At 68.8% G+C, this 26,583-nt stretch carries 25 protein-coding genes and 1 pseudogene; 15 read left to right on the forward strand and 11 right to left on the reverse strand.

Features of this window, described 5'->3' with window-relative positions; genetic code table 11:
* Positions 1-3: 3 nt before the first annotated feature.
* The gene (gene ctpC, locus F6Q13_RS04940; protein WP_293053071.1) at positions 4-2,154 is read left to right on the forward strand and encodes a manganese-exporting P-type ATPase CtpC; all 2,151 of its coding nucleotides are present in this window, start codon (positions 4-6) and stop codon (positions 2,152-2,154) included.
* Positions 2,155-2,177: 23 nt separating this feature from the next.
* On the opposite strand, the gene F6Q13_RS04945 is transcribed toward ctpC, so the two are convergent.
* Positions 2,178-2,789 carry a cation transporter gene (locus F6Q13_RS04945; RefSeq protein ID WP_293053134.1) on the reverse strand — a complete coding sequence of 204 codons (612 nt, stop codon included), beginning with the start codon at positions 2,787-2,789 and terminating at the stop codon, positions 2,178-2,180.
* A 178-nt stretch (positions 2,790-2,967) separates the two neighbouring features.
* On the opposite strand from F6Q13_RS04945, the gene F6Q13_RS04950 reads away from it, so the two are divergent.
* A complete protein-coding gene (locus F6Q13_RS04950; protein WP_293053073.1) occupies positions 2,968-3,882 on the forward strand; it encodes a class I SAM-dependent methyltransferase in 915 nt (304 codons plus the stop codon).
* A 6-nt stretch (positions 3,883-3,888) separates the two neighbouring features.
* Here the strand turns inward: F6Q13_RS04950 and F6Q13_RS04955 are convergent, their stop codons facing one another.
* Genes F6Q13_RS04955 through F6Q13_RS04965 form a run of 3 tightly spaced genes read right to left on the reverse strand, consistent with a single transcriptional unit; the run spans position 3,889 to position 6,745 of the window.
* Positions 3,889-5,058, reverse strand: a complete 1,170-nt coding sequence (locus tag F6Q13_RS04955; RefSeq protein ID WP_293053075.1) for an acyl-CoA dehydrogenase — start codon at positions 5,056-5,058, stop codon at positions 3,889-3,891.
* A gap of 21 nt (positions 5,059-5,079) precedes the next feature.
* Positions 5,080-5,586 carry a 5-(carboxyamino)imidazole ribonucleotide mutase gene (purE, locus tag F6Q13_RS04960; RefSeq protein ID WP_293053077.1) on the reverse strand — a complete coding sequence of 169 codons (507 nt, stop codon included), beginning with the start codon at positions 5,584-5,586 and terminating at the stop codon, positions 5,080-5,082.
* Positions 5,579-6,745 (reverse strand): 5-(carboxyamino)imidazole ribonucleotide synthase, encoded by a 1,167-nt coding sequence (locus tag F6Q13_RS04965; RefSeq protein WP_293053137.1) that lies wholly within the window; start codon positions 6,743-6,745, stop codon positions 5,579-5,581. Before F6Q13_RS04965 ends, purE begins: the two co-directional genes overlap by 8 nt.
* 186 nt (positions 6,746-6,931) lie before the next feature.
* Between F6Q13_RS04965 and F6Q13_RS04970 the strand changes: the two genes are divergently transcribed.
* The gene (locus F6Q13_RS04970) at positions 6,932-7,585 is read left to right on the forward strand and encodes a GtrA family protein (protein WP_293053140.1); all 654 of its coding nucleotides are present in this window, start codon (positions 6,932-6,934) and stop codon (positions 7,583-7,585) included.
* On the opposite strand, the gene F6Q13_RS04975 is transcribed toward F6Q13_RS04970, so the two are convergent.
* Entirely contained in the window at positions 7,540-8,058 is a 519-nt protein-coding gene (locus tag F6Q13_RS04975) for a PH domain-containing protein (protein ID WP_293053079.1), read from the reverse strand. The two genes, F6Q13_RS04970 and F6Q13_RS04975, sit on opposite strands and share 46 nt — an antisense overlap.
* Before the next feature lie 121 nt (positions 8,059-8,179).
* Between F6Q13_RS04975 and F6Q13_RS04980 the strand changes: the two genes are divergently transcribed.
* The gene (locus tag F6Q13_RS04980) at positions 8,180-9,598 is read left to right on the forward strand and encodes a selenium-binding protein SBP56-related protein (protein ID WP_293053081.1); all 1,419 of its coding nucleotides are present in this window, start codon (positions 8,180-8,182) and stop codon (positions 9,596-9,598) included.
* A gap of 28 nt (positions 9,599-9,626) precedes the next feature.
* On the opposite strand, the gene F6Q13_RS04985 is transcribed toward F6Q13_RS04980, so the two are convergent.
* Positions 9,627-10,445 carry a biotin--[acetyl-CoA-carboxylase] ligase gene (locus F6Q13_RS04985; RefSeq protein WP_293053083.1) on the reverse strand — a complete coding sequence of 273 codons (819 nt, stop codon included), beginning with the start codon at positions 10,443-10,445 and terminating at the stop codon, positions 9,627-9,629.
* 154 nt (positions 10,446-10,599) lie between these two features.
* Here F6Q13_RS04985 and F6Q13_RS04990 point away from each other — a divergent pair, with 154 nt between their 5' ends.
* From F6Q13_RS04990 to F6Q13_RS05020, 7 genes and pseudogenes are all read left to right on the forward strand, one after another.
* Positions 10,600-12,240, forward strand: a complete 1,641-nt coding sequence (locus F6Q13_RS04990) for an acyl-CoA carboxylase subunit beta (RefSeq protein ID WP_293053085.1) — start codon at positions 10,600-10,602, stop codon at positions 12,238-12,240.
* Positions 12,241-12,272: 32 nt separating this feature from the next.
* Positions 12,273-12,491 (forward strand): annotated as a pseudogene (locus tag F6Q13_RS04995) (acyl-CoA carboxylase subunit epsilon); the annotation flags it as partial.
* On the forward strand, positions 12,488-13,120 hold the full coding sequence (locus F6Q13_RS05000) for a Maf family nucleotide pyrophosphatase (protein WP_293053088.1): 633 nt from the start codon (positions 12,488-12,490) through the stop codon (positions 13,118-13,120). The pseudogene F6Q13_RS04995 and the gene F6Q13_RS05000, both read left to right, overlap by 4 nt.
* A 96-nt stretch (positions 13,121-13,216) precedes the next feature.
* Positions 13,217-13,444, forward strand: coding sequence for a hypothetical protein (locus tag F6Q13_RS05005; protein WP_293053091.1), 228 nt, complete (start codon positions 13,217-13,219; stop codon positions 13,442-13,444).
* A 58-nt stretch (positions 13,445-13,502) separates the two neighbouring features.
* On the forward strand, positions 13,503-14,420 hold the full coding sequence (locus F6Q13_RS05010) for a sulfurtransferase (RefSeq protein WP_293053094.1): 918 nt from the start codon (positions 13,503-13,505) through the stop codon (positions 14,418-14,420).
* Positions 14,417-14,872 carry a SufE family protein gene (locus F6Q13_RS05015; protein ID WP_293053096.1) on the forward strand — a complete coding sequence of 152 codons (456 nt, stop codon included), beginning with the start codon at positions 14,417-14,419 and terminating at the stop codon, positions 14,870-14,872. The genes F6Q13_RS05010 and F6Q13_RS05015 overlap by 4 nt, the downstream gene beginning before the upstream one ends.
* Positions 14,873-14,942: 70 nt before the next feature.
* Complete coding sequence (locus tag F6Q13_RS05020) at positions 14,943-16,745, forward strand: acetyl/propionyl/methylcrotonyl-CoA carboxylase subunit alpha (RefSeq protein ID WP_293053099.1); 1,803 nt, start codon at positions 14,943-14,945, stop codon at positions 16,743-16,745.
* 19 nt (positions 16,746-16,764) lie between these two features.
* Here F6Q13_RS05020 and F6Q13_RS05025 read toward each other — a convergent pair whose 3' ends face one another.
* Positions 16,765-17,568, reverse strand: a complete 804-nt coding sequence (locus tag F6Q13_RS05025) for an RNA polymerase sigma factor SigF (RefSeq protein ID WP_293053102.1) — start codon at positions 17,566-17,568, stop codon at positions 16,765-16,767.
* Positions 17,565-18,002 carry an anti-sigma factor gene (locus F6Q13_RS05030; RefSeq protein ID WP_293053106.1) on the reverse strand — a complete coding sequence of 146 codons (438 nt, stop codon included), beginning with the start codon at positions 18,000-18,002 and terminating at the stop codon, positions 17,565-17,567. Before F6Q13_RS05030 ends, F6Q13_RS05025 begins: the two co-directional genes overlap by 4 nt.
* Positions 18,003-18,495: 493 nt before the next feature.
* Between F6Q13_RS05030 and F6Q13_RS05035 the strand changes: the two genes are divergently transcribed.
* Together F6Q13_RS05035 and usfY are read left to right on the forward strand one after the other, a co-directional pair.
* Positions 18,496-18,840: a phage holin family protein gene (locus F6Q13_RS05035; protein WP_293053109.1), complete on the forward strand. Its 345-nt coding sequence runs from the start codon at positions 18,496-18,498 to the stop codon at positions 18,838-18,840.
* A 52-nt stretch (positions 18,841-18,892) separates the two neighbouring features.
* Positions 18,893-19,204 carry a protein UsfY gene (gene usfY, locus F6Q13_RS05040; RefSeq protein ID WP_293053111.1) on the forward strand — a complete coding sequence of 104 codons (312 nt, stop codon included), beginning with the start codon at positions 18,893-18,895 and terminating at the stop codon, positions 19,202-19,204.
* Between the two features lie 12 nt (positions 19,205-19,216).
* Here usfY and F6Q13_RS05045 read toward each other — a convergent pair whose 3' ends face one another.
* Positions 19,217-19,603 carry a hypothetical protein gene (locus F6Q13_RS05045; protein ID WP_293053113.1) on the reverse strand — a complete coding sequence of 129 codons (387 nt, stop codon included), beginning with the start codon at positions 19,601-19,603 and terminating at the stop codon, positions 19,217-19,219.
* A gap of 95 nt (positions 19,604-19,698) precedes the next feature.
* On the opposite strand from F6Q13_RS05045, the gene F6Q13_RS05050 reads away from it, so the two are divergent.
* Together F6Q13_RS05050 and nei2 are read left to right on the forward strand one after the other, a co-directional pair.
* Positions 19,699-24,141: a DEAD/DEAH box helicase gene (locus F6Q13_RS05050; protein WP_293053116.1), complete on the forward strand. Its 4,443-nt coding sequence runs from the start codon at positions 19,699-19,701 to the stop codon at positions 24,139-24,141.
* Positions 24,128-24,877, forward strand: coding sequence for an endonuclease VIII Nei2 (gene nei2, locus F6Q13_RS05055; protein WP_293053119.1), 750 nt, complete (start codon positions 24,128-24,130; stop codon positions 24,875-24,877). Before F6Q13_RS05050 ends, nei2 begins: the two co-directional genes overlap by 14 nt.
* Here the strand turns inward: nei2 and F6Q13_RS05060 are convergent.
* Both F6Q13_RS05060 and F6Q13_RS05065 read right to left on the reverse strand, forming a co-directional pair.
* Complete coding sequence (locus F6Q13_RS05060) at positions 24,874-25,779, reverse strand: pseudouridine-5'-phosphate glycosidase (RefSeq protein ID WP_293053122.1); 906 nt, start codon at positions 25,777-25,779, stop codon at positions 24,874-24,876. The two genes, nei2 and F6Q13_RS05060, sit on opposite strands and share 4 nt — an antisense overlap.
* A gap of 63 nt (positions 25,780-25,842) precedes the next feature.
* A partial coding sequence (locus F6Q13_RS05065) for an alkaline phosphatase family protein (RefSeq protein WP_293053125.1) occupies positions 25,843-26,583 on the reverse strand: 741 nt, incomplete at its 5' end.

Below are 26,583 nucleotides of genomic sequence, written 5' to 3' on the forward strand. Positions count from 1 at the left end.
GTCATGACTGCTGCCAGCTGCCCTGACCTGAGGGTGATTTCGGATGCGGCCGGGCGGATGCGGGTTGAGGTCCCCTGGGTCCGGTCTCATTCGCGGCGCGCGGTCGCGGTGGAAGAGGCAGTCGACAAACAGCACGGGGTCCGGGCGGTGCACGCCTATCCCCGTACCGGCTCGGTCGTGGTCTGGTATTCGCCCAAGCGCTGCGATCGCACGGCGGTGCTGGCTGCGATCACCTCGGCCGAATTCGTCGCCGCCGAACTGATACCCACCCGCACGCCGCGGTCGTCCGACGTCGGAAACACCGACGTGCTGCGCATGGCGATCGGTGGTGTGGCGCTGGCGCTCCTCGGAGTGCGCCGTTACGTCTTCAAACGACCGTCGCTGCTGGGTCCCAGCGGCCAGCTGATCGCGACCGGGGCGACGGTTTTTTTGGGCTACCCGTTCCTGCGGGGCGCGCTGCGGGCCCTGCGGTCCGGCCGCGCCGGCACCGATGCGCTGGTCACGGCGGCGACGGTGGCCAGTCTGGTGCTGCGCGAAAACGTGGTCGCGCTCACCGTGCTGTGGCTGCTCAACATCGGCGAGTACCTGCAGGATCTGACCTTGCGCCGCACCCGACGGGCCATCTCCGAGCTGCTGCGCGGCACTACCGACACCGCCTGGGTCCGGCTGGACGACGGCGCCGAGGTGCAGGTGCCGATCGACGCCGTTCAGGTCGGCGACGACGTGGTGGTGCACGACCACGTGGCGATACCGGTCGACGGTGACGTGGTGGACGGGGAGGCCATCGTCGACCAGTCCGCGATCACCGGCGAAACGCTGCCGGTCAGCGTCGTCACCGGGGCGCGGGTGCACGCGGGTTCGGTGGTGCTGCGAGGCCGGCTGGTGGTTCACGCTCGCGCGGTCGGCAACCAAACCGCCATCGGCCGTATCATCGCTCGGGTCGAACAAGCTCAACGTGACCGGGCACCGATCCAAACCGTCGCTGAGAACTTCTCCCGCCGTTTTGTGCCGATCTCCCTGATCGTTTCGGCGATCACCCTGGTGGTCACCGGTGACGTGCGGCGCGCGATGACGATGCTGCTGATCGCCTGCCCGTGTGCGGTGGGACTGTCGACGCCCACGGCGATCAGCGCGGCGATCGGCAACGGGGCGCGCCGCGGCATTCTGATCAAAGGGGGATCTCACCTCGAACAAGCCGGCCAAGTGGACGCACTGGTCTTCGACAAGACCGGAACGCTTACCGTCGGTCGCCCAATAGTGACGAATGTCATTGCTCTACACAATGATTGGCAGCCGGAGCAAGTTCTGGCCTATGCCGCCAGCTCGGAGTTGCACTCCCGTCACCCGCTGGCGGTGGCCGTGATCCGCTCGACCGAAGAACGGCGCATCATTATCCCGCCGCACGAGGAATGCGAGGTGCTGGTCGGCCTGGGCATGCGGACTCGGGCCGACGGGCGGACCCTGTTGCTGGGCAGCCCGTCGCTGTTGCGCGCCGAAAACGTCGAGGTGTCACAGAAGGCGGCGGACTGGGTCGACACGCTGCGGCGCCAGGCCGAGACCCCGTTGCTGCTGGCGGTGGACGGCACGCTGGTCGGGTTGATCAGTCTGCGCGACGAGATACGCCCCGAAGCACGCGACATCGTGAAAAAGCTGCGCGACAACGGGATCCGCAGGATTGTCATGCTCACCGGGGATCATCCCCAGATCGCCGGGGTCGTCGCCGCACAGCTGGGGATCGATGAGTGGCGCGCCGAGGTGCTGCCGGAGGACAAACTCGAGGTAGTGCGCGCACTGCAGGACGAGGGACACGTCGTCGGGATGGTCGGCGACGGCATCAACGACGCCCCGGCGCTGGCGGCGGCCGACATCGGAATCGCGATGGGACTGGCCGGAACCGATGTCGCCGTGGAAACCGCCGACGTGGCGCTGGCCAACGACGACCTGCAACGCCTGCTCGACGTGCGGGATTTGGGCGCACGCGCTGTCGACGTGATCCGGCAAAACTACGCCATGTCGATCGCGGTCAACGCCGCCGGGTTGCTGATCGGCGCCGGTGGCGCCTTGTCGCCGGTGCTCGCCGCGATCCTGCACAATGCGTCGTCAGTGGCCGTCGTCGCCAACAGCTCCCGGTTGATCCGCTACCGCCTGGACTGAGTCGGCGCCGCGTCAGGCTCGGGTCAGCAGCCGCAGTCCCGGCCGCGCCACGACCGGATGCCCTGCCACACCGCGAGAGCGGCGATGACCAGGCCGACCGCGGGGTCGAACCACCAGGCGCCGGGCAGGGCGGCGGTCACCGCAAGGCCGATCAACACCGCGGCGGCCTGCGCACCACACAGGTAGTTCTGGGTGCCTTCGCCCGCGGTGGCCCCGGAGCCGAGCCGCACCGCCAGCGCGTGCTTGGCCCGGCCCAACGTCGGCATCAGCACCAGGGCGACCGCCGTGACCCCGATACCGATCACCGAGGTCTCGGCATGCTGCTCGCCGAGCAGATGACGCACTGACTCCGCTGCGACGTAGGGAGCCGTCAACCAGAACGACACGGCGACACCAATCTGGGCGCGCCGCTCAGCGCGGTCCGACAGGGTGCGCGAACCGCTGAACCGCCACACCACCATCGCACTGGCCAGACCCTCGGGAACGCTGCCCAACGCCCACCCGGTCAGCGCGATCGACCCCGCCGCCAGGCCCTGCCAGAGTCCCAGAATGCCCTCGGTGAGCATGGCCGCCAGGCTGACCCAGGCCAACCGTCGCGCCCACCGTGCGGCCCGGTGCCACCGCGCGTCACGCAGCGGCGCGGCGCGGGGCGGTTCATGGTGGCAGGCAGGGTCGACGACACCGGTGGGGTTGCCGCGACGCGGGCTCGGTGTGGCCACCCGGCGATAGTATCGCCAACGCGCCGGCCGATCTTAGACAGCGCGCCCACCTCGACTTATGCGCAATCGCCGCGATCTCAATAGGCTTCAGCCCATGACGCGTAGCGACGACGATACCTGGGATCTGGCCACGAGCGTGGGCGCCACCGCCACGATGGTTGCCGCGGGCCGGGCCCGCGCCACCAAGGAGCACATCATCGACGATCCGTTCGCCGAGCCGCTGGTGCGGGCCGTCGGCGTCGACTTCTTCACCCGTTGGGCGACCGGCGAGCTCGATGCCGCCGAGGTCGACATCCCCGGCCACTCGTGGGGCATGCAACCGATGACCAACCTCATGGCGGTGCGCACCAGTTTCATCGACGCGTTCCTGGCCGACGCGATGGCCGCGGGTATCCGCCAGGTGGTGCTGCTGGCGTCCGGGCTCGACGCCCGCGGGTATCGGCTGACGTGGCCGGCGGGAACGACGCTGTTCGAGATCGACCAGCCGGCAGTCATCGAGTTCAAGACGGCGACGCTCGCCGCCCTCGGCGCCGAGCCGACCGCCCAGCTGCGCGCGGTGCCTGCCGATCTGCGCCACGACTGGCCGTCGGCGCTGACCGAAGCCGGTTTCGACGCCCGCCAGCCGACTGCGTGGGTCGCCGAGGGACTGCTGGCCTTCCTGCCGCCGGAAGCTCAAGATCGCTTGTTGGACAACATCACCGCACTCAGCGCCGACGGCAGCCGGCTGGTGGCGGACATCTTTTTGACCTCTCCGGAGGAGGTGCAGTTCAACAACGCCGCTGCCGAGAAGTGGTACGAGCACGGTCTGGACGCCCGCATCGACAACCTGTGGTATCCGGGTGATCGCCATGACGTCGCGACCTACCTCGACCAGGACGGCTGGCAGACCACGCGCACGCTGCCCAGTCAGCTGCTGGCAGAACGCGGCTTGCCGGTGCCGCCGCGTGCTGACGACACCAACCCCGCCGCCGGGCCCTACTACTGCACCGCGGTGCGCCGCCCACGCTGACGTCGGTCAGCGCAGCAGTGCGCGGCTCATCACCACCCGCTGGATCTGGTTGGTGCCCTCGTAGATCTGGGTGATCTTGGCGTCGCGCATGAACCGTTCGACCGGAAAGTCGGTGGTGTAGCCGGCACCGCCGAAGAGCTGCACGGCGTCGGTGGTGACCTCCATGGCCACGTCGGAGGCGAAGCATTTGGAGGCCGCGGAGATAAAGCCCAGATCGGGCTCACCGCGTTCGGCGCGGGCCGCAGCGGTGTAGACCATCAACCGGGCCGCCTCGAGCTTCATCGCCATGTCGGCCAGCATGAACTGGACCGCCTGAAACGTGCTGATCGACTCGCCGAACTGCTTGCGGTCCTTGGTGTAGGCGATGGCGGCGTCCAGCGCGCCCTGGGCGATACCGACCGCCTGCGCGCCGATCGTCGGGCGGGTGTGATCCAGTGTCGCCAGCGCTGTCTTGAACCCGGTACCGGGCTCGCCGATGATCCGATCCCCGGGAATGCGGCAGTTTTCGAAGTACAGCTCGGTGGTCGGGGAGCCCTTGATGCCCAGTTTTTTCTCCTTGGGCCCCACCGTGAAACCCGGGTCGTCCTTGTGCACCATGAACGCCGAGATCCCGTTGGCCCCCCGGTCGGGATCGGTCACCGCCATCACGGTGTACCAGCTCGACTTGCCGCCGTTGGTGATCCAGCACTTGGTGCCGTTGATGATCCAATCGTCGCCGTCGGCCCTGGCTCGGGTGCGCATCGACGCCGCGTCGCTGCCGGCTTCCCGCTCGGACAGCGCGTAGGAGGCCAGCGCCCCCTCGCCGGCCAGCGCCGGCAACACCTGTTTTTTGAGTTCCTCCGAGCCACGAAGGATCAACCCCATCGTGCCGAGCTTGTTGACCGCCGGGATCAGCGAGGCGGAGGCGTCGACCCGGGCCACCTCCTCGATCACGATGCAGGTCGCCACCGAGTCCGCCCCCTGGCCGCCGTACTCCTCGGGCACGTGGACCGCGTTGAAACCCGAGGCGTTCAGCGCCGCCAGCGCCTCCTCGGGAAACCGGGACTGCTCGTCGACCTCGGCGGCGTAGGGTGCGATCTCCTTTTCCGCCAACGCCCGGATCGCCGCCCGCAGCTCCTGGTGCTCCGGCGGCAACGCGAACAAATCAAACGACGGGTTCCCGACCCACCCGGCCATCCTGACCTCCTTGCCGGCTTGCTACTCGTCGGTAACTTTACCTCGCAGGGCGGCGTCCTTCGCGAGCACCGACGTCGCCAGCTCGTTCTGGAAAGCCGCGACGCGCCCGCGCAGCTCGCGATCGGTTGCCGCGAGAATGCGAACCGCCAGCAGGCCCGCGTTGCGAGCACCGCCGATCGACACCGTGGCCACCGGCACCCCGGCCGGCATCTGCACGATCGACAGCAACGAGTCGAGGCCGTCCAGCCGCGCCAGCGGCACCGGGACGCCGATCACCGGCAGCGGCGTGGCCGAGGCGACCATCCCCGGTAGATGGGCGGCGCCGCCGGCGCCGGCGATGATCACCGCGATGCCGCGGTCGGCCGCGCCGCGGGCGTAGCCGAGCATCCGGTCCGGGGTGCGGTGCGCCGAGACCACCCCCACCTCGTAGGGGATGTCGAATTCGGCCAGCGCCGCAGCGGCGTCGGCCATCACCGACCAGTCGCTGTCGCTGCCCATGATCACGCCGACCCGCGGTTGCTCAGCCATGGGGATTCCAGCCGTCCTGCCACTGCCCGTGCGCCAACCAGTGCGCCGCCAGCTCTGCGCGCTCACGCAGGCGCGGGAGCTGCGAAGAACCCGAGCCGAGGAAGTTGACATGGCCGATCTTGCGTCCGGGCAGCTCACGTTTGCCGTAGAGGTGAACCCGGGCGTCGGGCATCCGCGCGTAGAGGTGGTGCAGTCGCTCGTCGAGGGTCATCGCCGGCGGCTGCGCGGCACCCAGCACGTTGACCATCACGGTCAGCGGGACGATGGCGTCGGTGCTGCCGAGCGGATAGTCGAGCACTGCGCGCAAATGTTGCTCGAACTGGCTGGTCCGCGAGCCGTCCATGGTCCAGTGCCCGGAGTTGTGCGGCCGCATTGCCAGCTCGTTGACCAGCAGCGCGCCGCCCTCGGTCTCGAACAGCTCGACCGCCAGCACCCCGACCACGCCGAGTTCGGCCGCCAACCGCAGCGCCAGCTGCTGAGCCGCCGCGCCGACGTCGTCGGGCAGCTCCGGCGCCGGCGCGATCACCAGCACGCAAATGCCGTCGCGCTGCACGGTTTCGACCACCGGCCACGCGGCCCCCTGACCGAACGGCGAGCGCGCCACCACCGCCGACAGCTCACGGCGCAGCCTCACCCGCTCCTCGACCAGCACCGGCACCCCGGCGTCCAGGTAGCCGCGGGCGATCTCCCGGGCCGCCGCGGCGTCGGTCGCCATCTGCACCCCGCGCCCGTCGTATCCGCCGCGGGCGGCCTTGACCACCAGCGGGCCATCGACCAGCCCGGCGAAGGCCGTCACATCGTCGAGGCTCTCGGCGGCGACGTAGCGGGGCACCGGCGCGCCCAGCGCTTCGAGCCGTCGCCGCATGACGCGTTTGTCCTGCGCGTGCGCCAGCGCCGCCGGCGGCGGCGCCACGTTGACGCCCTCGGCGACCAGTTTCTCGACCAGCTCGTTCGGAACGTGTTCGTGGTCGAAGGTCAGCACGTCGGCCCCGGCCGCGACCCGGCGCAGGTCCTCGAGGTCGGTGTGCGAACCGATCACCACATCCGGAGTGACCTGGGCGGCGGAATCGTCGGGGGCGAGGACCAGCACGCGCAGCGTCTGCCCCAACGCGATCGCCGCCTGGTGGGTCATCCGGGCGAGCTGGCCGCCACCGACCATCGCCACCCGGGGGCACCGCCCGCCGGCGGGCGGCGGGACGGCAGTGGGGCTACTCGGCACGTTCCCATGGTGTCATGGCGGCTGAGCGCGCCAGTGGACCCCAGTTATTTGACCGCTGTGACACCATTGCTTCACGCTGGTAAGCCTGGCTCCGTACACTGCGAGACTGTGTGTGTCGATGCCACGATGATGCGGTTGCCGAGACTCGTGCGGGTCTACGCCGAACGCCATCACGAACTGATCAAGTTCGTCATCGTCGGGGCCACCACATTCGTCATCGACTCAGCGATCTTCTACACGCTGAAGCTGACGGTCTTGGAGCCCAAGCCGGTGACCGCGAAGGTCATCGCCGGCATCGTCGCGGTCATCGCCTCCTACATCTTGAACCGGGAGTGGAGTTTCCGGCACCGCGGCGGGCGCGAACGCCACCACGAGGCATTGCTGTTCTTCGGGTTCAGCGGGGTGGGTGTGCTGCTGTCCATGGCGCCGTTGTGGGTCTCCACCTACGTTTTGGCGCTGCGGGTGCCGATGGTGTCGCTGACGGCGGAGAATATCGCTGACTTCATCTCCGCCTACATCATCGGCAACCTGCTGCAGATGGCGTTCCGCTTCTGGGCGTTTCGGCGCTGGGTGTTCCCCGACGAATTCGGCCGCGAACCGGACAAAGCGTTGGAATCCGCACTGACCGCAGGCGGGATCGCCGAGGTCTTCGAGGACAACATCGAGGGTCACGGCAACGTCGCGAGCAACGTCACGCTGCTCCGCGCCTGGCGGTCCCGCGCTGATCGGGCGGCTCAGCTGGACGAGTCCCCGGATTCCAAGGTGTCGAAGACCTCCTGACACAGCAGCGCATGCACCTGCTGCACGCGCGGTATGTCGCAGAACTCCAACGGGTCTTGTGACGCCGACTCGATGATCAGCGTCCCGGTCCCCACGATGCGGTCGAGGATCCCGCGCTGGAATTCCACGTGCAAGATCCGGGCCAGCGGGATGTCGATCCCCCCACGGGCGAGCAGGCCGTGCCGAAACATCACCCGCCGATCGGTGATGACGAAATGCGTGGTCACCCAGCTCAGGTAGGGCCGCAGCGTCAGCCGGCTCACCACCACCAGCCAGATCGCCCCGATCCCGGCGAAGGCCACGTTTCTGGCGGTCGGATCCCACCGGGCGGCGTTGACGACCGCGGCGACAAAGGAGGCCAACGCCGTTGCCGCCGGCAGCACGACGACGGCGCCGACCAGCCGTTTCCAGTGGGGATGTCGATGCAGGACAACCTGCTCGCCGTCGGTGAGCACGTTGTCGGGGTAACCCACACCGGCACCGTAGCCCAACCTCAGCCCAACCTCAGCCCGAAAAAGTGCAGTCCGCGCTGCTGCCAAAGCACCACAAAGGCATTACTCTTAGCTGTTCAGGTAACTTCTTCAGGGAGTCGCCATGAAACCGGCGATCGATCCGACGTTTTACCGGACAGCCGCGGCGGCGGCAGCGGCACCTCCGGAAGAGCTGGCGTACGTGGTGGCGCTGGCCGGCGAAGGTGACCACGGTGTACCGACTAACGCGATGGTCGTGGTCGACGTCGATCCCGCCTCGGCCGAGTACGGCCAGGTTGTCGGGTGGACCGACGTGCCGGGGACCGGTCACGAGTTTCACCATTTCGGCTGGAACGCGTGCAGCAGTGCGCTCAAGCACGAGGGGCACGACATGCACGGGCTGGCCCGGCGGTACCTGCTGGCGCCGAGTATCCGGGGGTCGTCGAACATCTTCGTGTTCGACACGCAGCCCGATCCGCGGAAACCCAGGCTGGTGAAGACGATCAGCGGCGCGGCTCTGGCGGCCAAGGCCGGATATTCGCGGCCGCACACGGTGCACTGCGGGCCCGACGGAATCTTCCTGACTTGCCTTGGCGGACCGACCGGCGCCGACGACGAACCGGGCGGGATCGCGCTGCTCGACCACGACAACTTCGAGGTGCTGCGGGCCTGGGAGACCGACCGGGGCCCGCAACACATGGCCTACGACGCGTGGTGGCACCTGAACCAGAACGTACTGATCTCCAGCGAGTGGGGTACCTCATCGATGATCGAGAACGGCCTGGTCCCCGAGCGGCTGCTGGCCGGGGAGTACGGTCACCGGCTGCACTTCTGGGACCTTTCGCTCGGCAAGCACGTGCAGACTGTCGATCTCGGTGCGGAACAGCAGATGGCGTTGGAGGTCCGCCCGGCACATGACCCGGAGGCCACCTGGGGCTTTTTGGGTGTGGTGATTTCCACCGAAGACCTCTCCGGATCGATCTGGCGCTGGTATTCGGACGGCCAGAACTGGAAAGTCGAGAAAGTCATCACTATCCCCGCCGAACCCGCTGACCCGGATCTGTTGCCGCCCTTGTTGAAACCGTTCGGCGCGGTGCCGCCAGTGGTCACCGACATCGACCTGTCCGTCGACGACAAATTTCTCTACGTCAGCTGCTTTGGCACCGGCGACCTTAAGCAGTACGACGTCAGCGATCCTGCCCATCCCAGGGAGGTCGGTTCGGTACGGCTTGGCGGGATCGTCGCCAAGGCGCCGCATCCGGCCCGCCCGGATCAGCCGCTGCCCGGCGGACCGCAGATGTTGGAGGTCAGCCGCGACGGCAAGCGGGTCTACTTCACCAGTTCGTTGTACGGCGCGTGGGATGCCCAGTTCTATCCCGGCGGGGTCGGCTCGTGGATGATCAAGTTGGACGCCGATCCAGCCGGCGGACTGGCCGTCGACGATCGCTTCTTCCCGCACGGCGGGGCCTTCCGCGGTCACCGCGTTCACCAAATCCGCCTGCAGGGCGGGGATGCCTCCACCGACTCCTACTGCTACCGCTGACTGATCCGGGCACCTGCCGCTGGTGGCCTCAACCTTGCCGGCTGGGCCGAAGATGGCTGATGTCGCCGGCCGACACGGTTACCGTCTGGCCGCCGGTGTCGATGCACAACCGCCCCAACTCGTCGACGGCGCGCGCGACGCCGACGACATCGCGGCCGCCGGGCAGCAGGGCCTGCACCCCGGTGCCGAGCGTCAGGCTGTGCCGCTGGTAATCGGCCATCAGCTTCGGATCGGCTCCGCCGGCGGCGCGCCAGGCCTCGATGCGGCTGGCGAGCTCCCGCAATACGCGGCGCGTCAAGACCTCGCGATCGGTCGCCGCGCACCCGAGCATCAGCAGCGAGGTGGCCATCCGATCGGGTGCTTCCTGGTCGGTCAACGTCACGTTGAGCCCCAGCCCCACGACGATCACCGGCGTCGGCGCCGCGACTTCGGCGAGAATCCCGGCAAGCTTGCCGTCACCGACCAGCACGTCGTTGGGCCACTTCAGCCCGGCGGTGAGCCCGGCCACCGCGGCCAGCGCGTCGACAACGGCGACGCCGGTCAGCAGCGGCAGCCAGCCCCAGCCCGACCGCGGCACCGACTCTCCGCTCACCCCCACCGACAACGCGATCTGCGCGCGCGGCGGTGCGAACCAGTGCCGGCCGTGGCGACCGCGTCCGGCGCTTTGGAATTCGGCAAGCAGCACCGATCCGTCGATATCCACGCCGGCGGCCGCCCGCGCCAGCAGGTCGGCATTGGTCGAACCGGTCTCGGCGACCACGTCGAGCCGACGCCAGGGCAGACCCGGACCCACCAACCCGTCGCTGATCGCCGCCGCGTCCAGCGGCAGCCGCAGCTCGGCTGGCATGTGCTGGTGCCCTTCGTCGTCATCGAGGATGCATTCAGGGCTTCCACTGTGCTCTGACGGCGGAAAATCCGCAAAAATCTCGCCCTGGACGCTTACTCGACGGCGCCAGTGTCCGGTTAGGACGAGCACGCCGGCCCCGCTAAGCTCGACACCCATGACGAGCGTTGCCGGAAGTCATGTCGAGGCGAGAGCCGAGCACACGATCGACATCCACACCACCGCTGGCAAGCTGGCCGAACTGCGCAGGCGGACCGAGGAGACGCTGCACCCGGTCGGTGCGGCCGCTGTCGAGAAGGTCCACGCCAAGGGCAAACTGACGGCCCGCGAACGCATCTACGCGCTGCTCGACGAGGGATCGTTCGTCGAGCTCGACGCGCTGGCCCGCCATCGCAGCACCAACTTCGGTCTGGCCGAGAAGCGGCCGATCGGCGACGGCGTGGTCACCGGCTACGGCACCATCGACGGTCGTGAGGTGTGCATTTTCAGCCAGGACGCCACGGTGTTCGGCGGGAGTCTCGGCGAGGTGTACGGCGAGAAGATCGTCAAGGTGCAGGAGCTGGCGCTCAAGACCGGCCGGCCGCTGATCGGCATCAACGACGGCGCCGGGGCGCGAATCCAAGAAGGTGTGGTTTCGCTGGGACTCTACAGCCGGATCTTTCGCAACAACATCTTGGCCTCCGGCGTCATTCCGCAGATCTCGCTGATCATGGGTGCCGCCGCCGGCGGGCACGTCTACTCCCCCGCACTGACCGACTTCGTCATCATGGTCGACCAGACCAGCCAGATGTTCATCACCGGGCCGGACGTGATCAAGACGGTCACCGGCGAGGACGTCACGATGGAGGAACTGGGCGGCGCCCACACCCACATGGCCCGCTCGGGCACCCTGCACTATGTGGCCTCCGGGGAGCAGGATGCGTTCGACTGGGTGCGCGAGCTGCTGAGCTACCTGCCGCCCAACAACTTCACCGACCCGCCGCGCTACGGCGTGCCGGTGCCCGAGGGGGCCATCGAAGACAACCTGACGGCCGAGGACCTCGAGCTGGACACGCTGATCCCGGACTCACCGAACCAGCCCTACGACATGCACGAAGTGATTACCCGCATCCTCGACGACGACGAGTTTCTCGAGGTGCAAGCTGGCTACGGCCAGAACATCGTGGTGGGGTTCGGCCGCATCGAGGGTCGGCCGGTCGGGATCGTCGCCAACCAGCCAACCCATTTCGCCGGCTGCCTGGACATCAACGCCTCGGAGAAGGCGGCCCGCTTCGTGCGAACCTGCGACTGCTTCAACATTCCCATCGTGATGCTGGTCGACGTGCCGGGCTTCCTGCCCGGCACCGACCAGGAATACAACGGCATCATCCGCCGCGGCGCCAAGCTGCTCTACGCCTACGGCGAAGCCACCGTCGCCAAGATCACCGTGATCACCCGCAAGGCCTACGGCGGCGCCTACTGCGTGATGGGTTCCAAGGACATGGGCGCCGACGTCTGCGTCGCCTGGCCGACGGCGCAGATCGCGGTGATGGGAGCCTCCGGCGCCGTCGGGTTCGTCTACCGCCAGCAGCTGGCCGAGGCGGCGCAGCGGGGTGAGGATGTCGACGCGCTGCGCCTGCAGCTGCAGCAGGAGTACGAGGACACGCTGGTCAATCCGTACATCGCCGCCGAGCGCGGCTACGTCGACGCGGTCATCCCGCCGTCGCACACCCGCGGCTACATCGGGACCGCGCTGCGGCTGCTGGAACGCAAGATCGCCCCGATGCCACCCAAGAAACACGGGAACATTCCGCTGTGATGGAGCAGCCGGACCCTGCCACCGACGGGGCGCACCCGCATCACGAACCCCATATCCAGGTGGTCAAGGGCAACCCGAGCGAGGAGGAACTGGCCGCGTTGATCGCGGTGCTGGGCAGCCTCGGCGGCGGCCCGCGACAGGCCGGGCCGGCTGAGCGCAGCCGGTGGGGGCTGCCGGTCGACAAGCTGCGCTACCCGGTCTTCAGCTGGCAGAAAATCACACTGCTGCAGCGGACACACATGCGGCGATGACCCGCCTGGTGCTCGGGTCGGGCTCCCCGGGCCGGCTCAAAGTGCTGCGTCAGGCCGGAGTCGACCCGCTGGTCGTCGTCTCCGGTATCGACGAGGACGCGGTGATCACGGAGTTGGGTGACGGCGCCGACCCCGCCGACGTGACGACCGCGTTGGCGGCCGCCAAAGCCCACCGGGCGGCCGAACTTCTCGAGCCGGCGATCGCGGCCGATTGCGCGGTCATCGGCTGTGATTCGATGCTCTTCCTTGACGACAGACTGTGCGGCAAACCGCACTCCGTCGCCGAGGCGCGACAACAGTGGGTTTCGATGGCGGGCCGTGCCGCACAACTGCTCACCGGGCACTGTCTTATTCGGCTGTGCGGCAACGAGGTCGCCTACCGCGATACCGCGCAGTCGGTCAGCACGGTGCGTTTCGGCACTCCGTTACCGGCCGACCTCGACGCCTATCTGCAAACCGGCGAATCGCTCTCAGTCGCGGGTGGTTTCACCCTGGACGGCCTGGGGGGCTGGTTCATCGACGCGGTGGAGGGCGATCCGCTGAGCGTCATCGGGATCAGCCTGGCGGTGACGCGTCGGCTGCTTCAATCCGCGGGACTGTCGATCAGCACGCTGTGGCGCGGCCGCTGATCGCGACAGCAACGTTATCGAACCGAAATCGTTTTGACGCAGGGCGCACCCGGGGCGGTGATCCCGTTTGGGCCGGCGCGGCGCGACACTGGGGCGGTGCCGGTAGAAGAAACCATGTGGAATGTCGGGGTGCCACGCGACATCGACCGCTACGACACCGAACGGCTTCGCGCCGCGCTGGCCGATGTCGTTCGCAGACAGCTGTCGCCGGACAAGCGTCTGCTGCGGGTGGTCGACTGGTGCGCGGAAGGCGGCGTGTTGTTCCGGCCGAATCCGCATGCGCGCCGCTTCGCGGTCGCCTACGAGGTCGCCCTGAACGTGTGATCCTGCAGCCGGCGCACCACCGGTGCACCAATTTCCACCGTGACGGTAGGCTGAATGTGTGCCGCTACCACCCGATCCCAGCCCCACTCTGAGCGCTTACGCCCACCCGGAACGCCTGGTCACCGCCGACTGGCTGGCCGCGAACATGGGCAAGCCCGGTTTGGCGATTGTCGAATCCGATGAGGACGTGCTGCTCTACGACGTCGGCCACATCCCCGGCGCGGTCAAGATCGACTGGCATACCGACCTCAACGATCCACGGGTGCGCGACTACATTTCCGGCGCGCAGTTTGCCGACCTGATGAACCGCAAAGGCATCGCGCGCGACGACACGGTGGTGATTTACGGCGACAAGAGCAACTGGTGGGCCGCTTACGCGCTGTGGGTGTTCACGCTGTTCGGCCACCCCGACGTCCGGCTGCTCAACGGCGGTCGTGACCTGTGGCTCGCCGAGGGCCGCGAGACCACCCTCGATGTTCCGACCAAGACCTCCACCGGCTACCCGGTGGTGCCGCGCAACGATGAGCCGATCCGCGCGTTCAAGGACGACGTGCTGGCCATTTTGGGCTCGCAGCCACTGATCGACGTGCGGTCGCCCGACGAGTACACCGGCAAGCGCACCCACATGCCCGACTATCCGGAGGAGGGCGTGTTGCGTGCCGGCCACATCCCCACCGCGGTGTCGATCCCGTGGAGCAAGGCCGTCGACGAACGAGGGCTGTTTCGCAGCCGCGACGAACTCGAACAGCTCTACGGGTTCCTCAAGCCGGATGACAAAACCGTCGTCTACTGCCGCATCGGCGAGCGGTCCAGCCACACCTGGTTCGTGCTGACCCATCTGCTCGGCATTCCGGGTGTGCGTAACTACGACGGCTCCTGGACCGAGTGGGGCAACACCGTGCGGGTCCCGATCGTCGCCGGCTCCGAACCAGGACAAGCCCCCGGACAAGCCCAAGGGGCCGGGTCGGCCCGATGAGCCTGCCTGCGCCGCTGGCCGAGGTGGTGTCGGACTTCGCCGAAGTCTCGGGCCAGGACAAGCTGCGGCTGCTGCTGGAATTCGCCGCGGAATTGCCGCCGCTGCCGGCCGATTTGGCCGAGGCGGCGATGGAGCCGGTGCCCGAGTGCCAGTCCCCGCTGTTCCTTCATGTGGACGCCGGCGATCCCGACCGAGTGCGGCTGTATTTCAGCGCGCCTCCCACCGCGCCGACCACCCGCGGTTTCGCCTCGATCCTGGCCGCCGGGCTCGACGAACAGCCCGCCGCCGACATCCTGGCGGTGCCGGAAGACTTCTACACCGAGCTGGGTCTGGCGACGCTGATCAGTCCGCTGCGGCTGCGCGGCATGTCGGCGATGCTGGCCAGGATCAAGCGGCGGCTGCGCGAATCCAAGGGGGCACCGGCTGGCCCGGCGCCACGCCGCGATGCTTAAACTTCCCCTGGAAAACTTGTAAGAAAATCTCTTATGGACGCGCACCCGTCCGGGAGCCACAGGAGGCGCAGTGCCCAGTCACGCCAGCGCGAGGATCGCGAAGGTCCTCATCGCCAATCGCGGTGAGATCGCGGTCCGGGTCATCCGGGCCGCCAGAGATGCCGGCCTGCCCAGTGTGGCCGTATACGCCGAGCCCGACGCCGACGCGCCGCACGTGCGGCTGGCCGACGAGGCCTTCGCGCTGGGTGGTCAAACCTCGGCCGAGTCTTACCTGGACTTTTCCAAGATCCTGGAGGCCGCCCGGAAGTCCGGCGCCAACGCGATCCATCCCGGCTACGGTTTTCTGAGCGAGAACGCCGACTTCGCGCAGGCGGTCATCGACGCCGGACTGATCTGGATCGGTCCCAGCCCGCAGTCCATCCGCGACCTCGGGGACAAAGTCACCGCCCGGCATATCGCCGCCCGCGCGCAGGCGCCGCTGGTCCCCGGCACTCCCGACCCGGTGAAGGATGCCGACGAGGTGGTGGCCTTTGCCAACCGGTACGGCGTGCCGATCGCGATCAAGGCCGCGTTCGGCGGCGGCGGCAAAGGCATGAAGGTCGCTCGCACCGTCGAAGAGATCCCCGAGCTCTACGAATCGGCGGTGCGCGAGGCGACGGCCGCATTCGGCCGGGGCGAGTGCTATGTCGAGCGCTACCTGGACAAGCCCCGCCATGTCGAGGCGCAGGTGATCGCCGACCAACACGGTAACGTCGTGGTCGCCGGTACCCGGGACTGCTCGCTGCAGCGCCGCTACCAAAAGCTGGTCGAGGAGGCGCCGGCGCCGTTTTTGACCGACGCGCAGCGCCGGGAGATCCACGAGGCGGCCAAGCGCATCTGCCGGGAAGCGCACTACTACGGCGCCGGCACGGTGGAGTTCCTGGTCGGTCAGGACGGCTTGATCTCGTTCCTCGAAGTCAACACCCGGCTGCAGGTCGAGCACCCGGTCACCGAGGAGACCGCCGGCATCGACCTGGTGTTGCAGCAGTTCAAGATCGCCAACGGCGAGCAGCTGGACATCACCGAGGACCCGACCCCGCGTGGGCATGCCTTCGAGTTTCGGATCAATGGCGAAGATGCCGGGCGCGGATTCCTGCCGGCGCCCGGGCCGGTCACCCGATTCGACCCGCCGGCCGGACCCGGCGTGCGGCTGGATTCCGGTGTCGAGACCGGCTCGGTGATCGGCGGTCAGTTCGACTCGATGCTGGCCAAACTGATCGTGTACGGCGCCAGCCGGCAGGAGGCGCTGGCGCGGGCCCGTCGTGCGCTCGACGAGTTCCACGTCGAGGGGCTGGCCACGGTCATCCCCTTCCACCGGGCGGTGGTGCGCGACCCGGCGTTCATCGGCGATGGCGATGGCTCTTCGGGCTTCGCAGTGCACACCCGATGGATCGAGACCGAATGGAACAACACCATAGAGCCGTTCACCGGCGGTGCGCCGTTCGACGAGGGCGAGGCCCGGCCGCGGCAGAATGTGGTCGTCGAGGTCGGTGGCCGCCGCCTCGAGGTGTCGCTGCCCGCGGACCTGGCCCTGTCCAACGGCGGCGGTGAGCCGGCGGGCGCGATTCGCAGAAAACCCAAGCCCCGCAAGCGCGGTGCGCTCGCCGGTGTGGCCGCGTCGGGTGACGCGGTGACCGCGCCGATGCAGGGAACCGTGGTCAAGGTCGCCGTCGAAGAAGGCCAGGAGGTCGCCGCCGGAGATTTGGTGGTGGTCCTGGAGGCGATGAAGATGGAGAACCCGGTCACCGCGCACAAGGACGGCACCATCACCAGGCTTGCGGTCGAGGCCGGTGCGGCGATCACGCAGGGTACGGTCCTCGCCGAGATCAATTAACGATTTCCGCGCCCCGGGGTCACGAGTCGAGCTGATCTCGCAGCCGCGTCAGCGATTTGGCGAGCAGACGCGACACGTGCATCTGCGAGATCCCGACCCGCTCGGCGATCTGCGTCTGCGTCATCGACTCGAAAAACCTCAGCACCAGCACCGTTCGCTCGCGGGCGGGCAGTGCGTCCAGCAGCGGGCGCAGCGCTTCGCGGTTCTCGATCCGCTCCAGGCCGGCATCCACGTCACCGAGCGTGTCGGCGATGGCCCGCGCGTCGTCGTCAGCGCTGCCGCCGGGGCTGTCAATCGACAGCGTGTTGTAGGAGCTGCCGGCGACCAGCCCCTCGACGACTTCGGCCCGGTCCATATCGAGCTCACGGGCCAGTTCGGAAGCCGTCGGCGCCCGACCCAACCGCTGTGACAGCTCGGCCGTGGCCGCGCCGAGCCGCAGATGCAGTTCCTTGAGGCGCCGAGGCACCTTGACCGACCAGCTGTTGTCGCGGAAATAACGCCGGACTTCGCCCATAATGGTGGGCACCGCGAACGAGACGAAATCCGAGCCCGCCTCGACGTCGAACCGGGCGACCGCGTTGACCAGTCCGACCCGCGCGACCTGGACCAGGTCCTCGCGGGGTTCGCCGCGCCCCTCGAACCGGCGGGCGATGTGATCGGCGAGCGGCAGGCACCGCTCGACAATTTTTTCCCGCTGGCGCTGAAATTCCGGCGAGTCCGCCGGCAACCCCGCCAGCTCGCGGAACATCTCCGGGACGTCGGAGTATTCGTTGGTCTGCGAGGGGGGCCGCGAGGGTGACCCGCCGACGGTTCCCTCGGTCACCTGGGGGCGCCCGGCCGTCGCGTCGTCAACGTAATGCGGAATATCCCGCCGTCGGTGCCGGGGTCGCGACCGCCCTGGAAGGTCTGGACATCGTCGGCCAGCGAGGTCAGCACATGCCAACTGAAACTGCCGGGCGTGACGACATCGGTGGTGTGGCAGACCGCGGACGCCTCGACGACCACCTCCCGCTCACGCGGGTCGACCACCACCGCCAGCGTCGCGCCGGGGGCGGCCGAGCGGATCAGCCGGGTACACACCTCGTCGACCGCCAATCGCAGGTCTGCCACCGCGTCGAAATCGAGATCTTCGAACGTGCCGACCGCGCCGACCAAAGTGCGCAGGATCGCCAGGTTCTCCAGGCGTGCGGCAACCCGCAACTCGACGGCGCGCGCGCTGCGCCGAGGGGTGTTTTCCGACAGTTCGGTAGCGGTCATCAGGCCTCCCGGCAGACTGACATTACTCCCGCCCAGACCCGGTCAGAGTGGTTGCCCGCCCGGGTCACCGTATTCATTCCGGTTAGGCGGGCCAGATGTGGTTGCTCGCGTTCCAGGCCGGTGGCGGTTGCCGCTCGCCTGAGGGAGGCTCTCACGATGCGATCCTCGGGCCGCGTGTGTGTCGCACCGTCCCGACGCCGGGCCGAATAGCCCTGGTTGCGACGCCCGATCACCGTGGAGCGGACTTCGACTGGCGAGCGTGACGCTGGCGTGACGCTCGCCGCCCATCGTGACGCTAGCGTGACGCTCGACGCGTCGGCGACGTCGAGGCGCTCGACCGCGATCGCGCCGATGCAGTGGCAGCGCGTGTAGCCGCGATGCTCAGCTGGGCCCGTCTGTCGCGAAGACCAAGTACCACACCGTGGTCAGAAGGCCTACGCTTGACCACATGAGGACTGCTGCAAGGCAGGTTCTTGTGCGAGCTGTCCTACTGATGGGATCGTGGGCGCTCGGATTGCTGGTGGCGGCTTCGGTTGTCCCCCGCGTGTCGATGTCCGCGGCGGGTTTCCTGGTCGCCGTCGCGGTGTTCTCGGTCGCGCAGGCACTGCTGTCGGTGGCGATCTTGAAGTTGCCCCACGGATACGCCTCGCTGGTCTTCGGCGGCACCGGCCTGGTACTGACCGCTGCCGCGTTGAGCCTGGCCTGCGCGTTAACTCACGGGTTGCGCATCAGCGGCATGCCGTCCTGGGTGGCGGCAACGGTCGTGGTGTGGCTCGTGACGACAATCGGCGCGGTGTTGCCCGAGATGCTCGTCGGTGATTCGATCGGCTCGCCGTGACGGAGCCGCAGCTGCGCACGGTGTTCCCGCGAGTGTTCCAGAAGGAGTGATTGTGGGAGACAGGCATCAAGATCCGAGCGATCATTTCCGCACCACGCAACCGCACGCCGGGATCACGATGAAAGACAACCTCTTCTGGCCGGGGTTCATTCTGCTGGCCGTCGCATTCTTCGGTGTGATCAGCGCTTCGGCGGTGATCGCCTATCAGCACGACGAGTGGCTCCCCGCGACGGCGCTCATTGCGGTGCTCGGGACTGTCGCCGGAACACTGTGGCTCGTCGTCGAGCGCCGCCGCGTGCTTCGCATCGATGACCAGTGGCGCGCGACGCATCCCGACACGCTGGAGAGCCGTCCCGTTCACTGAACCGCAGCCCGGTCAGCCGGGCAGCACCGGGCCGGCGATCGGCGGCATGCTCATCGTCAAAGTCACCAACATCAAGGTCAACAGGAACCAGCCGGCTCCTTGCCAGGCCCACCAGCTGCCCTGCACACGCCAAGCACGGTACGTCTTCAGAAAGGCCCAGCATCCCCCGCCCAACAGAATCACCGGGGCGCCGAACGCCAACAGGGTGCGTTCCCCCACACCGCAGGCCACGGTGTCGACTGCCATCGGGCCGTGGCAGCTGCTGACCCACGACGCTGCCACGGCAAGGAACGCCACGGCGGCCGCGGCAACCAACACGGCAAATCGGATAGCAGAATGCACGTCGCTATCCATTCGCCCCAGATGGTCACCGCCGAAGCGCCGAAGTGGTTTGTCCATGACTTCTTTCCCAGGGCTGATGATGACTCTATCGCTCGGTCGGCGGGGTTCGTTACGCCCGGGGATGTCGTCCGAGGTTGGGGCACTATGGGCAGGTGAACACAAATTCGCCCGATGATCCGCTGGCCCGGTTCAGCGCGATCACCCGCGAGTGGTTCACCGCGACCTTCGCCGCGCCGACCCCCGCGCAGGCCGCAGCCTGGGCGGCCATCGCTGCCGGCGACCACACCCTGGTCGTCGCGCCGACCGGCTCCGGCAAGACGCTGGCGGCTTTTCTCTGGGCCATCGACAGCCTGGCCGGTCTGCCCCACCGGACGCGCGGCACCCGGGTGCTCTACGTCTCACCGCTCAAGGCACTGGCCGTCGACATCGAGCGCAACCTGCGCACCCCGCTGACCGGCATCGCCCGAGTCGCCGAACAACGGGGGCTGCCCGCCCCGCAGATCAGCGTGGGAGTGCGCACCGGGGACACGCCGCCGCGGCAGCGCCGTCGGCTCAGCACCACACCACCGGAGGTGCTGATCACCACGCCGGAGTCGCTGTTTCTGATGCTGACCTCGGCGGCCCGGCAGAGCCTGGCCGGTGTGCAGACGGTCATCCTCGATGAGGTCCACGCCCTCGCCGGCACCAAACGCGGTGCCCACCTGGCGCTGTCGCTGGAACGGCTCGACGAGCTGTTGACGCGACCCGCGCAGCGGATCGGGCTGTCGGCCACCGTGCGCCCACCCGAGGAGATCGCGCGGTTCGTGGCGGGGTCCGCCCCGACGACGGTCGTAGCGCCCCCGGCCGCGAAGACGTTCCAGCTCAGCGTCCAGGTACCGGTTCCCGACCTGGCTGACCTGGCCGACCACAGCATCTGGCCCGACGTCGAGGCCCGGCTGGTCGAGCTGATCGACGTGCACCATTCGACGATCGTCTTCGTCAACTCGCGGCGACTGGCCGAACGACTGACTGTGCGGCTCAACGAAATCCACACCGATCGGGCGGCGGACGGCGGCACCGCGCCGCTGGCGCGCGCCCACCACGGTTCGGTGAGCAAACAGGAGCGCGCCGCGGTCGAAGACGACCTGAAGAGCGGACGGCTCAAGGCGGTGGTAGCGACGTCGAGCCTGGAGCTGGGCATCGACATGGGCGCTGTCGACCTGGTCATCCAGGTGGCGGCCCCGCCGTCGGTGGCCAGCGGTCTGCAGCGCATCGGCCGGGCCGGGCACCAGGTCGGCGAGATCTCGCGGGGTGTGCTGCTGCCCAAGCACCGCACCGATCTGATCGGGTGTGCGGTGAGCGTCCAGCGCATGCTCGCCGGGCAGATCGAGACGATGCGGGTGCCCGCCAACCCGCTGGATATCCTGGCCCAGCACACCGTCGCGGCGGCCGCGGCCGGGCCGCTGAACGCCGACCGGTGGTTCGACACGGTGCGGCGCAGCGCGCCGTTCACCACGCTGCCCCGCAGCGCCTTCGAGGCCACGTTGGATCTGTTGAGCGGCAAGTACCCCTCCACCGAGTTCGCCGAACTGCGGCCGCGCCTGACCTATGACCGCGACAGCGGAACGCTGACGGCGCGTGCGGGCGCCCAGCGGCTGGCGGTCACCTCCGGCGGCGCGATCCCCGACCGCGGGCTGTTCACCGTCTGGCTGGCCACCGAAAAGCCTACCCGGGTAGGCGAACTCGACGAGGAGATGGTCTACGAATCCCGTCCCGGCGATGTCATCGCGCTGGGCGCGACCAGCTGGCGCATCACCGAGATCACCCATGACCGGGTGCTGGTGATCCCCGCGCCGGGACAGCCGGCTCGGCTGCCGTTCTGGCACGGAGACGACGCCGGGCGTCCCGCCGAGCTGGGCCGCGCCCTGGGCGCATTCACCGGCGAACTGGCCGGGCTGGACCGCGCCGCATTCGACAAGCGTTGCGCCGGGCTGGGGTTCAACGACTACGCGACCGACAACCTCTGGCGGCTGCTGCAGGACCAGCGGGCGGCGACCGCGGTCGTCCCCACCGACACCAGCTTGCTGGTCGAGCGGTTCCGCGACGAGCTCGGCGACTGGCGGGTGATTCTGCATTCGCCCTACGGCCTGCGCGTGAACGCTCCGCTGGCGCTGGCGGTCGGCCGGCGGCTGGCCGAGCGCTACGGCATCGAGGAAAAGCCGAGCGCCTTCGACGACGGCATCGTGGTGCGGCTGCCCGACACCGACGCCACCGACCCGCCGGGCGCCGAGCTGTTCGTGTTCGACCCCGACGAAATCGACCCGATCGTCACCGCCGCGGTGGGAGGTTCGGCGTTGTTCGCCGCCCGGTTTCGGGAGTGCGCGGCCCGCGCCCTGCTGTTGCCGCGGCGCGATCCGGGCCGGCGCACACCGCTGTGGCACCAACGCCAGCGCGCCGCGCAGCTGCTCGACGTGGCCCGCAAATACCCGGACTTCCCCATCGTGCTGGAGACGGTCCGCGAATGCCTGCAAGACGTCTATGACGTGCCGATGCTGGCCGCGCTGATGACCGACATCGCCGCCGGCCGGGTGCGGGTGGCCGAGGTGCAGACGGCGACCCCCTCGCCGTTCGCGGTGTCGCTGCTGTTCGGCTATGTCGGCGCGTTCATGTACCAAGGCGACATCCCCTTGGCCGAACGCCGCGCAGCCGCCCTGTCGATCGACGCCACCCTGCTGGCCGAGCTGCTGGGCCGAGTAGAGCTGCGCGAGCTGCTCGACCCCGACGTGATCGCGGCCACCGACCGGCAACTGCAGCACCTGTCGGAGGACCGGGTGGCCCGCGACGCCGAGGCGGTGGCCGACTTGTTGCGGCTGCTGGGCCCGTTGACCGCCGACGAGGTGGCCGCCCGGGCCGGCGGCGCCGACGTCGGTGGCTGGCTGGAGGGACTGCGTGCCGCCAAACGCGCGCTGACGGTGTCGTTCGCCGGGCGGCACTGGTGGGTGGCGATCGAGGACATCGGCCGGCTGCGCGACGGTGTCGGGGTGGCGGTGCCGCTCGGCGTGCCGTCCCAGTTCACCGACGCGGTGGCCGACCCGTTGGGGGAACTGCTGGGCCGCTATGCGCGCACCCACGGCCCGTTCTCCACCGCCGAGGCCGCGGCCCGGTTCGGGCTGGGGCTTCGGGTGACTGCCGACGTGCTGAGCCGGCTGGCGGCCGACGGCCGGCTGGTCCGCGGCGAGTTCACCGCCGACAGCGCTGGCGAGCAGTGGTGCGACACCGAGGTGCTGCGGATTGTGCGCCGCCGCTCGCTGGCGGCCCTGCGCGCCGCGGTCGAGCCGGTCAGCACCGCCGCCTACGCGCGCTTCCTGCCCGCCTGGCATCAGGTCGGTTCGGCCGCCACTACCGGAGTCGACGGGCTGGCCACCGTCATCGACCAGCTCGCCGGCGTCGCGATGCCCGCCTCGGCGATCGAGCATCTGGTGCTGGCGCAGCGGGTACGCGACTATTCGCCCGCGATGCTCGACGAGCTGCTGGCCTCGGGCGAGGTCATCTGGTCGGGCGCCGGGGCGATTTCGCGGTCGGACGGCTGGATCGCGTTCCACGTCGCCGAGTCGGCGCCGCTGACGCTCGCCCACGCTGCCGACATCGAGTTCACCGACGCCCACCGCGCGATCCTGGACACCCTGGCCGCCGGCGGCGGGTTCTTCTTCCGCCAGCTCACCCGACCGGGGATCACCGAGAGCGAACTCAAGACCGCGCTGTGGGAGCTGGTCTGGGCCGGCTGGATCACCGGCGACACGTTCGCCCCGGTGCGAACGGTGCTGGGTGGTGGCCGGCGTTGCAGCCCCACCCATCGGCACCCCCGGCGCCCGCCCCGGCTGAGCCGCTACCGCCTCGCGCATGCCCAGACCCGCGCCGTCGACCCGACGGTGGCCGGTCGGTGGTCGTCGCTGCCGGCGCCGGAGCCGGATTCCACCGTGCGCGCCCACCATCAGGCCGAGCTGCTGCTGAACCGACACGGTGTACTGACCAGGGGCGCGATCACCGCCGAGGCGGTCCCGGGCGGGTTCGCCGCGCTCTATAAGGTGTTGACCGCCTTCGAGGAGGCCGGGCGCTGCCAGCGCGGCTACTTCGTCGAGTCGCTGGGCGGCGCCCAGTTCGCTGCCGCGTCGACGGTGGACCGGCTGCGCAGTTACCTCGACGGTGTCGACCCGGAGCGCCCGGACTACCGCGCCGTGGTGTTGGCCGCCGCCGACCCGGCGAACCCCTACGGTGCGGCGCTGCCCTGGCCGCCGGTTGACGAGGGGGCCCATCGGCCCGGCCGGAAAGCGGGCGCGCTGGTGGTGCTGGTCGATGGGGCGTTGGCCTGGTTTGCCGAACGCGGCGGTCGTTCGCTGTTGACGTTCACTGAGGACCCCGATGCGCACTATGCGGCCGCCGCCGCCGTTGCCGACCTGGTGGCGGGCGGGCGGATGGGCTCATTACTGGTCGAACGTGTCGACGGCGTGGCGGTGCTGGAGTTGCGGGACTCCGCTGTGCTGGCCGCGCTCGTCGACGCGGGGTTCGCCCGGACCCCGCGCGGGTTACGGCTGCGCCAGACCCATGCCCGAAGGTGACACCGTCTGGCGCACCGCCGCGATGCTGCGGCGGGCGCTGGCCGGGCGCACGCTGACCCGGTGCGACATCCGGGTGCCGCGGTTCGCCGCGGTCGACCTGACCGGGCAGCTGGTCGACGAGGTGATCAGCCGGGGCAAGCATTTGTTCATCCGGGCGGGCGCGGCCAGCATTCATTCGCATCTGAAGATGGACGGCAGCTGGCGGCTGGGCACCCGCTCACCCGATCACCGGGCGCGGATCATCCTGCAGGCCGGTCCGATTCGAGCGATCGGCGTCGACCTGGGCCTGCTGGAGGTGCTCGACCGTGACCGCGACACCGAGGTCGTCTCCCATCTGGGGCCGGATTTGCTCGGCGAGGATTGGGATCCGCAATCGGCAGCGGCCAATCTGGTGGCCGATCCGCAGCGACCGCTGGCCGAGGCGCTACTCGACCAGCGGGTGCTGGCCGGGATCGGCAATGTCTACTGCAACGAACTGTGTTTCGTGACCGGGCATCTGCCCACCGCGCCGGTCGGTGCGATCGCCGACCCGCCGCACTTCGTCAATCTTGCCCGGGAAATGTTGTGGGCCAACCGATCCCGCTGGAACCGCTGCACGACCGGTGACACCCGCGCGGGCCGTCGACTGTGGGTGTACGGGCGGCGCCGTCAGCCGTGCCGTCGCTGCGACACGCTCATCGCCTACGACGACACCGGTGACCGGGTCGCTTTCTGGTGTTCGACCTGCCAACGCTAGCTTTCGGCCGCGTACGCGACGGCAACCTCGGCGGCCAGCGCGGCGTTGTCGGCGATGAGCTGCTGGTTGACCGCGACGCTTCGGCCACCGGTCAATTCCTCGACCACAGCCAGCACCGCCGGTGTCACCGCCTGGCCGGTCACTCCGGCTTGCCGCACCCGATCGACCGCCTCGGCCAGCACCGGGTCGATGTCGAGCTCGGGGTCGGGCGCTCGCCCCAGCAGCAGCCCGGATGAACCGGCGAGTTGCCAGTGCATCGCCGCGATCCGGGCGGCCTCGCCGGCCGCCTCGACCCGCGCGGCGACCGGCGGGCCGCCTCCGCCGCGATAGAACACCGGAAGTGTGTCGGTCCGCCAGCCCAGCACCGGCACGCTGAGCGTCTCCAGCAGCTCGGCGGTGGCGGCAACATCGAGGATGGCCTTGGCGCCTGACGACACCACCATGGCCGGCGTGTGGGCCAGCGCCACCAGATCTGAGGAGATGTCCAGGCTTTCGGCGAAGCCGCGGTGCACGCCACCGATCCCGCCGGTGCCCAGAAACCGGACGCCCACACGACGGCAGACGGCCAGGGTTCCGCCGACGGTGGTCGCACCCAGTGCGCGCTGTGCGACGCAGGCCGCGATGTCGCGGGCACCCACCTTGCGGGCCGTCGCCCCCGCCTCGGCGAAGCGGCTGAGCTCCGCCGCGCTCAGCCCGGCGCAGACCACACCGTCGACGACGCCGACTGTGCACGGCACCGCACCGGCCTCCCGAACCCGCTGCTCGGCCCGCTGCGCGGCGATCAGCCCACGCCCCTGCGAAAAGCCGTGGCAGACCAGGGTGGTTTCCAGGGCCACCACCGGGCCGCCGGAGTTCAGCGCGTCGGCGACCTCGTCGGCCACCCGCAGCACGTCACCCACCATGACGCAAGAGAGCACTCGCTACCGGGCACGCCAGGCTCGCGTCAAATCCCGTCGCAGAAGCCATTACTTCCAGAACGTGTTCATGGGTGTGGCGTACATGTCGTTGGCCGTGAGCGGGTCCAGAGTCCCAGGTTCGGTGCGCAAGGCGTCTTCGATGGTGGCCATCAGGCTGTACTGGTTGTAGTAGGCGTCGGTGGTGAAGGGGCCGGCCTGCATCCCCCCATCCGTCACGGCGCCCTCGTTCGGGATGACGATCATCGGTACGTTGTTGCCTTCGTTGCCGATGCCCAGTGACGCTTCGTTGTTGTCCTCGTCCCACGTGATGAAGATCGCGTCCTTCTCGTTCGGGTCGGTCCACGTCGGCGAGTTCTCAATGGTGGATATCGTCTGCTGGAGGTAATAGTCCTCATTCTTCAGGTTGTACGGCAGGTTCAGGATGTCGCCCCCGATAAACTGGAGAATGGTGTCGAGTTCACTGCTGGGGCGGATCCCAATGGACTCGAGAATGGGGTTGATTTCATCGCTCAGCGAAGGGCTAGGGCCGGCGCCGTCGGGTTTGACCCATGCGAAGTCCGGAAAAGTGCTCGGGTTCTGCAGAGCGCTGGACAAATCCGCCTGCGGGAGAATGTGTTCCTGCAGGTAGGCGGGGGTGTTGTCGTAGACGTAGTCGAATATGCCGAAGGGTGTTGCGGTGGCGGTGTCTTGCGGCGTTATGACGGTACCGGGGGCGATGCCCTGCGCGTAACTGGCCCACGATATGCCCGCGTCGTCCAGTTCCTGCATAAGGGTGGGTGCATTGATGGT

It is taken from the genome of Mycobacterium sp. (assembly GCF_008709575.1).
Taxonomy (GTDB): domain Bacteria; phylum Actinomycetota; class Actinomycetes; order Mycobacteriales; family Mycobacteriaceae; genus Mycobacterium.

What these genes read in the sequence shown, in the direction of transcription:
- ctpC (WP_293053071.1), top strand. Translation starts at nt 4, where the DNA reads ATGACTGCTGCCAGCTGCCCTGACCTGAGGGTGATTTCGGATGCGGCC.
- F6Q13_RS04950 (WP_293053073.1), top strand. Translation starts at nt 2,968, where the DNA reads ATGACGCGTAGCGACGACGATACCTGGGATCTGGCCACGAGCGTGGGC.
- F6Q13_RS04955 (WP_293053075.1), bottom strand. Translation starts at nt 5,058, where the DNA reads ATGGCCGGGTGGGTCGGGAACCCGTCGTTTGATTTGTTCGCGTTGCCG.
- purE (WP_293053077.1), bottom strand. Translation starts at nt 5,586, where the DNA reads ATGGCTGAGCAACCGCGGGTCGGCGTGATCATGGGCAGCGACAGCGAC.
- F6Q13_RS04965 (WP_293053137.1), bottom strand. Translation starts at nt 6,745, where the DNA reads ATGGTCGGTGGCGGCCAGCTCGCCCGGATGACCCACCAGGCGGCGATC.
- F6Q13_RS04970 (WP_293053140.1), top strand. Translation starts at nt 6,932, where the DNA reads ATGATGCGGTTGCCGAGACTCGTGCGGGTCTACGCCGAACGCCATCAC.
- F6Q13_RS04980 (WP_293053081.1), top strand. Translation starts at nt 8,180, where the DNA reads ATGAAACCGGCGATCGATCCGACGTTTTACCGGACAGCCGCGGCGGCG.
- F6Q13_RS04985 (WP_293053083.1), bottom strand. Translation starts at nt 10,445, where the DNA reads ATGCCAGCCGAGCTGCGGCTGCCGCTGGACGCGGCGGCGATCAGCGAC.
- F6Q13_RS04990 (WP_293053085.1), top strand. Translation starts at nt 10,600, where the DNA reads ATGACGAGCGTTGCCGGAAGTCATGTCGAGGCGAGAGCCGAGCACACG.
- F6Q13_RS05000 (WP_293053088.1), top strand. Translation starts at nt 12,488, where the DNA reads ATGACCCGCCTGGTGCTCGGGTCGGGCTCCCCGGGCCGGCTCAAAGTG.
- F6Q13_RS05015 (WP_293053096.1), top strand. Translation starts at nt 14,417, where the DNA reads ATGAGCCTGCCTGCGCCGCTGGCCGAGGTGGTGTCGGACTTCGCCGAA.
- F6Q13_RS05030 (WP_293053106.1), bottom strand. Translation starts at nt 18,002, where the DNA reads ATGACCGCTACCGAACTGTCGGAAAACACCCCTCGGCGCAGCGCGCGC.
- F6Q13_RS05035 (WP_293053109.1), top strand. Translation starts at nt 18,496, where the DNA reads ATGGGATCGTGGGCGCTCGGATTGCTGGTGGCGGCTTCGGTTGTCCCC.
- F6Q13_RS05045 (WP_293053113.1), bottom strand. Translation starts at nt 19,603, where the DNA reads ATGGACAAACCACTTCGGCGCTTCGGCGGTGACCATCTGGGGCGAATG.
- nei2 (WP_293053119.1), top strand. Translation starts at nt 24,128, where the DNA reads ATGCCCGAAGGTGACACCGTCTGGCGCACCGCCGCGATGCTGCGGCGG.
- F6Q13_RS05060 (WP_293053122.1), bottom strand. Translation starts at nt 25,779, where the DNA reads ATGGTGGGTGACGTGCTGCGGGTGGCCGACGAGGTCGCCGACGCGCTG.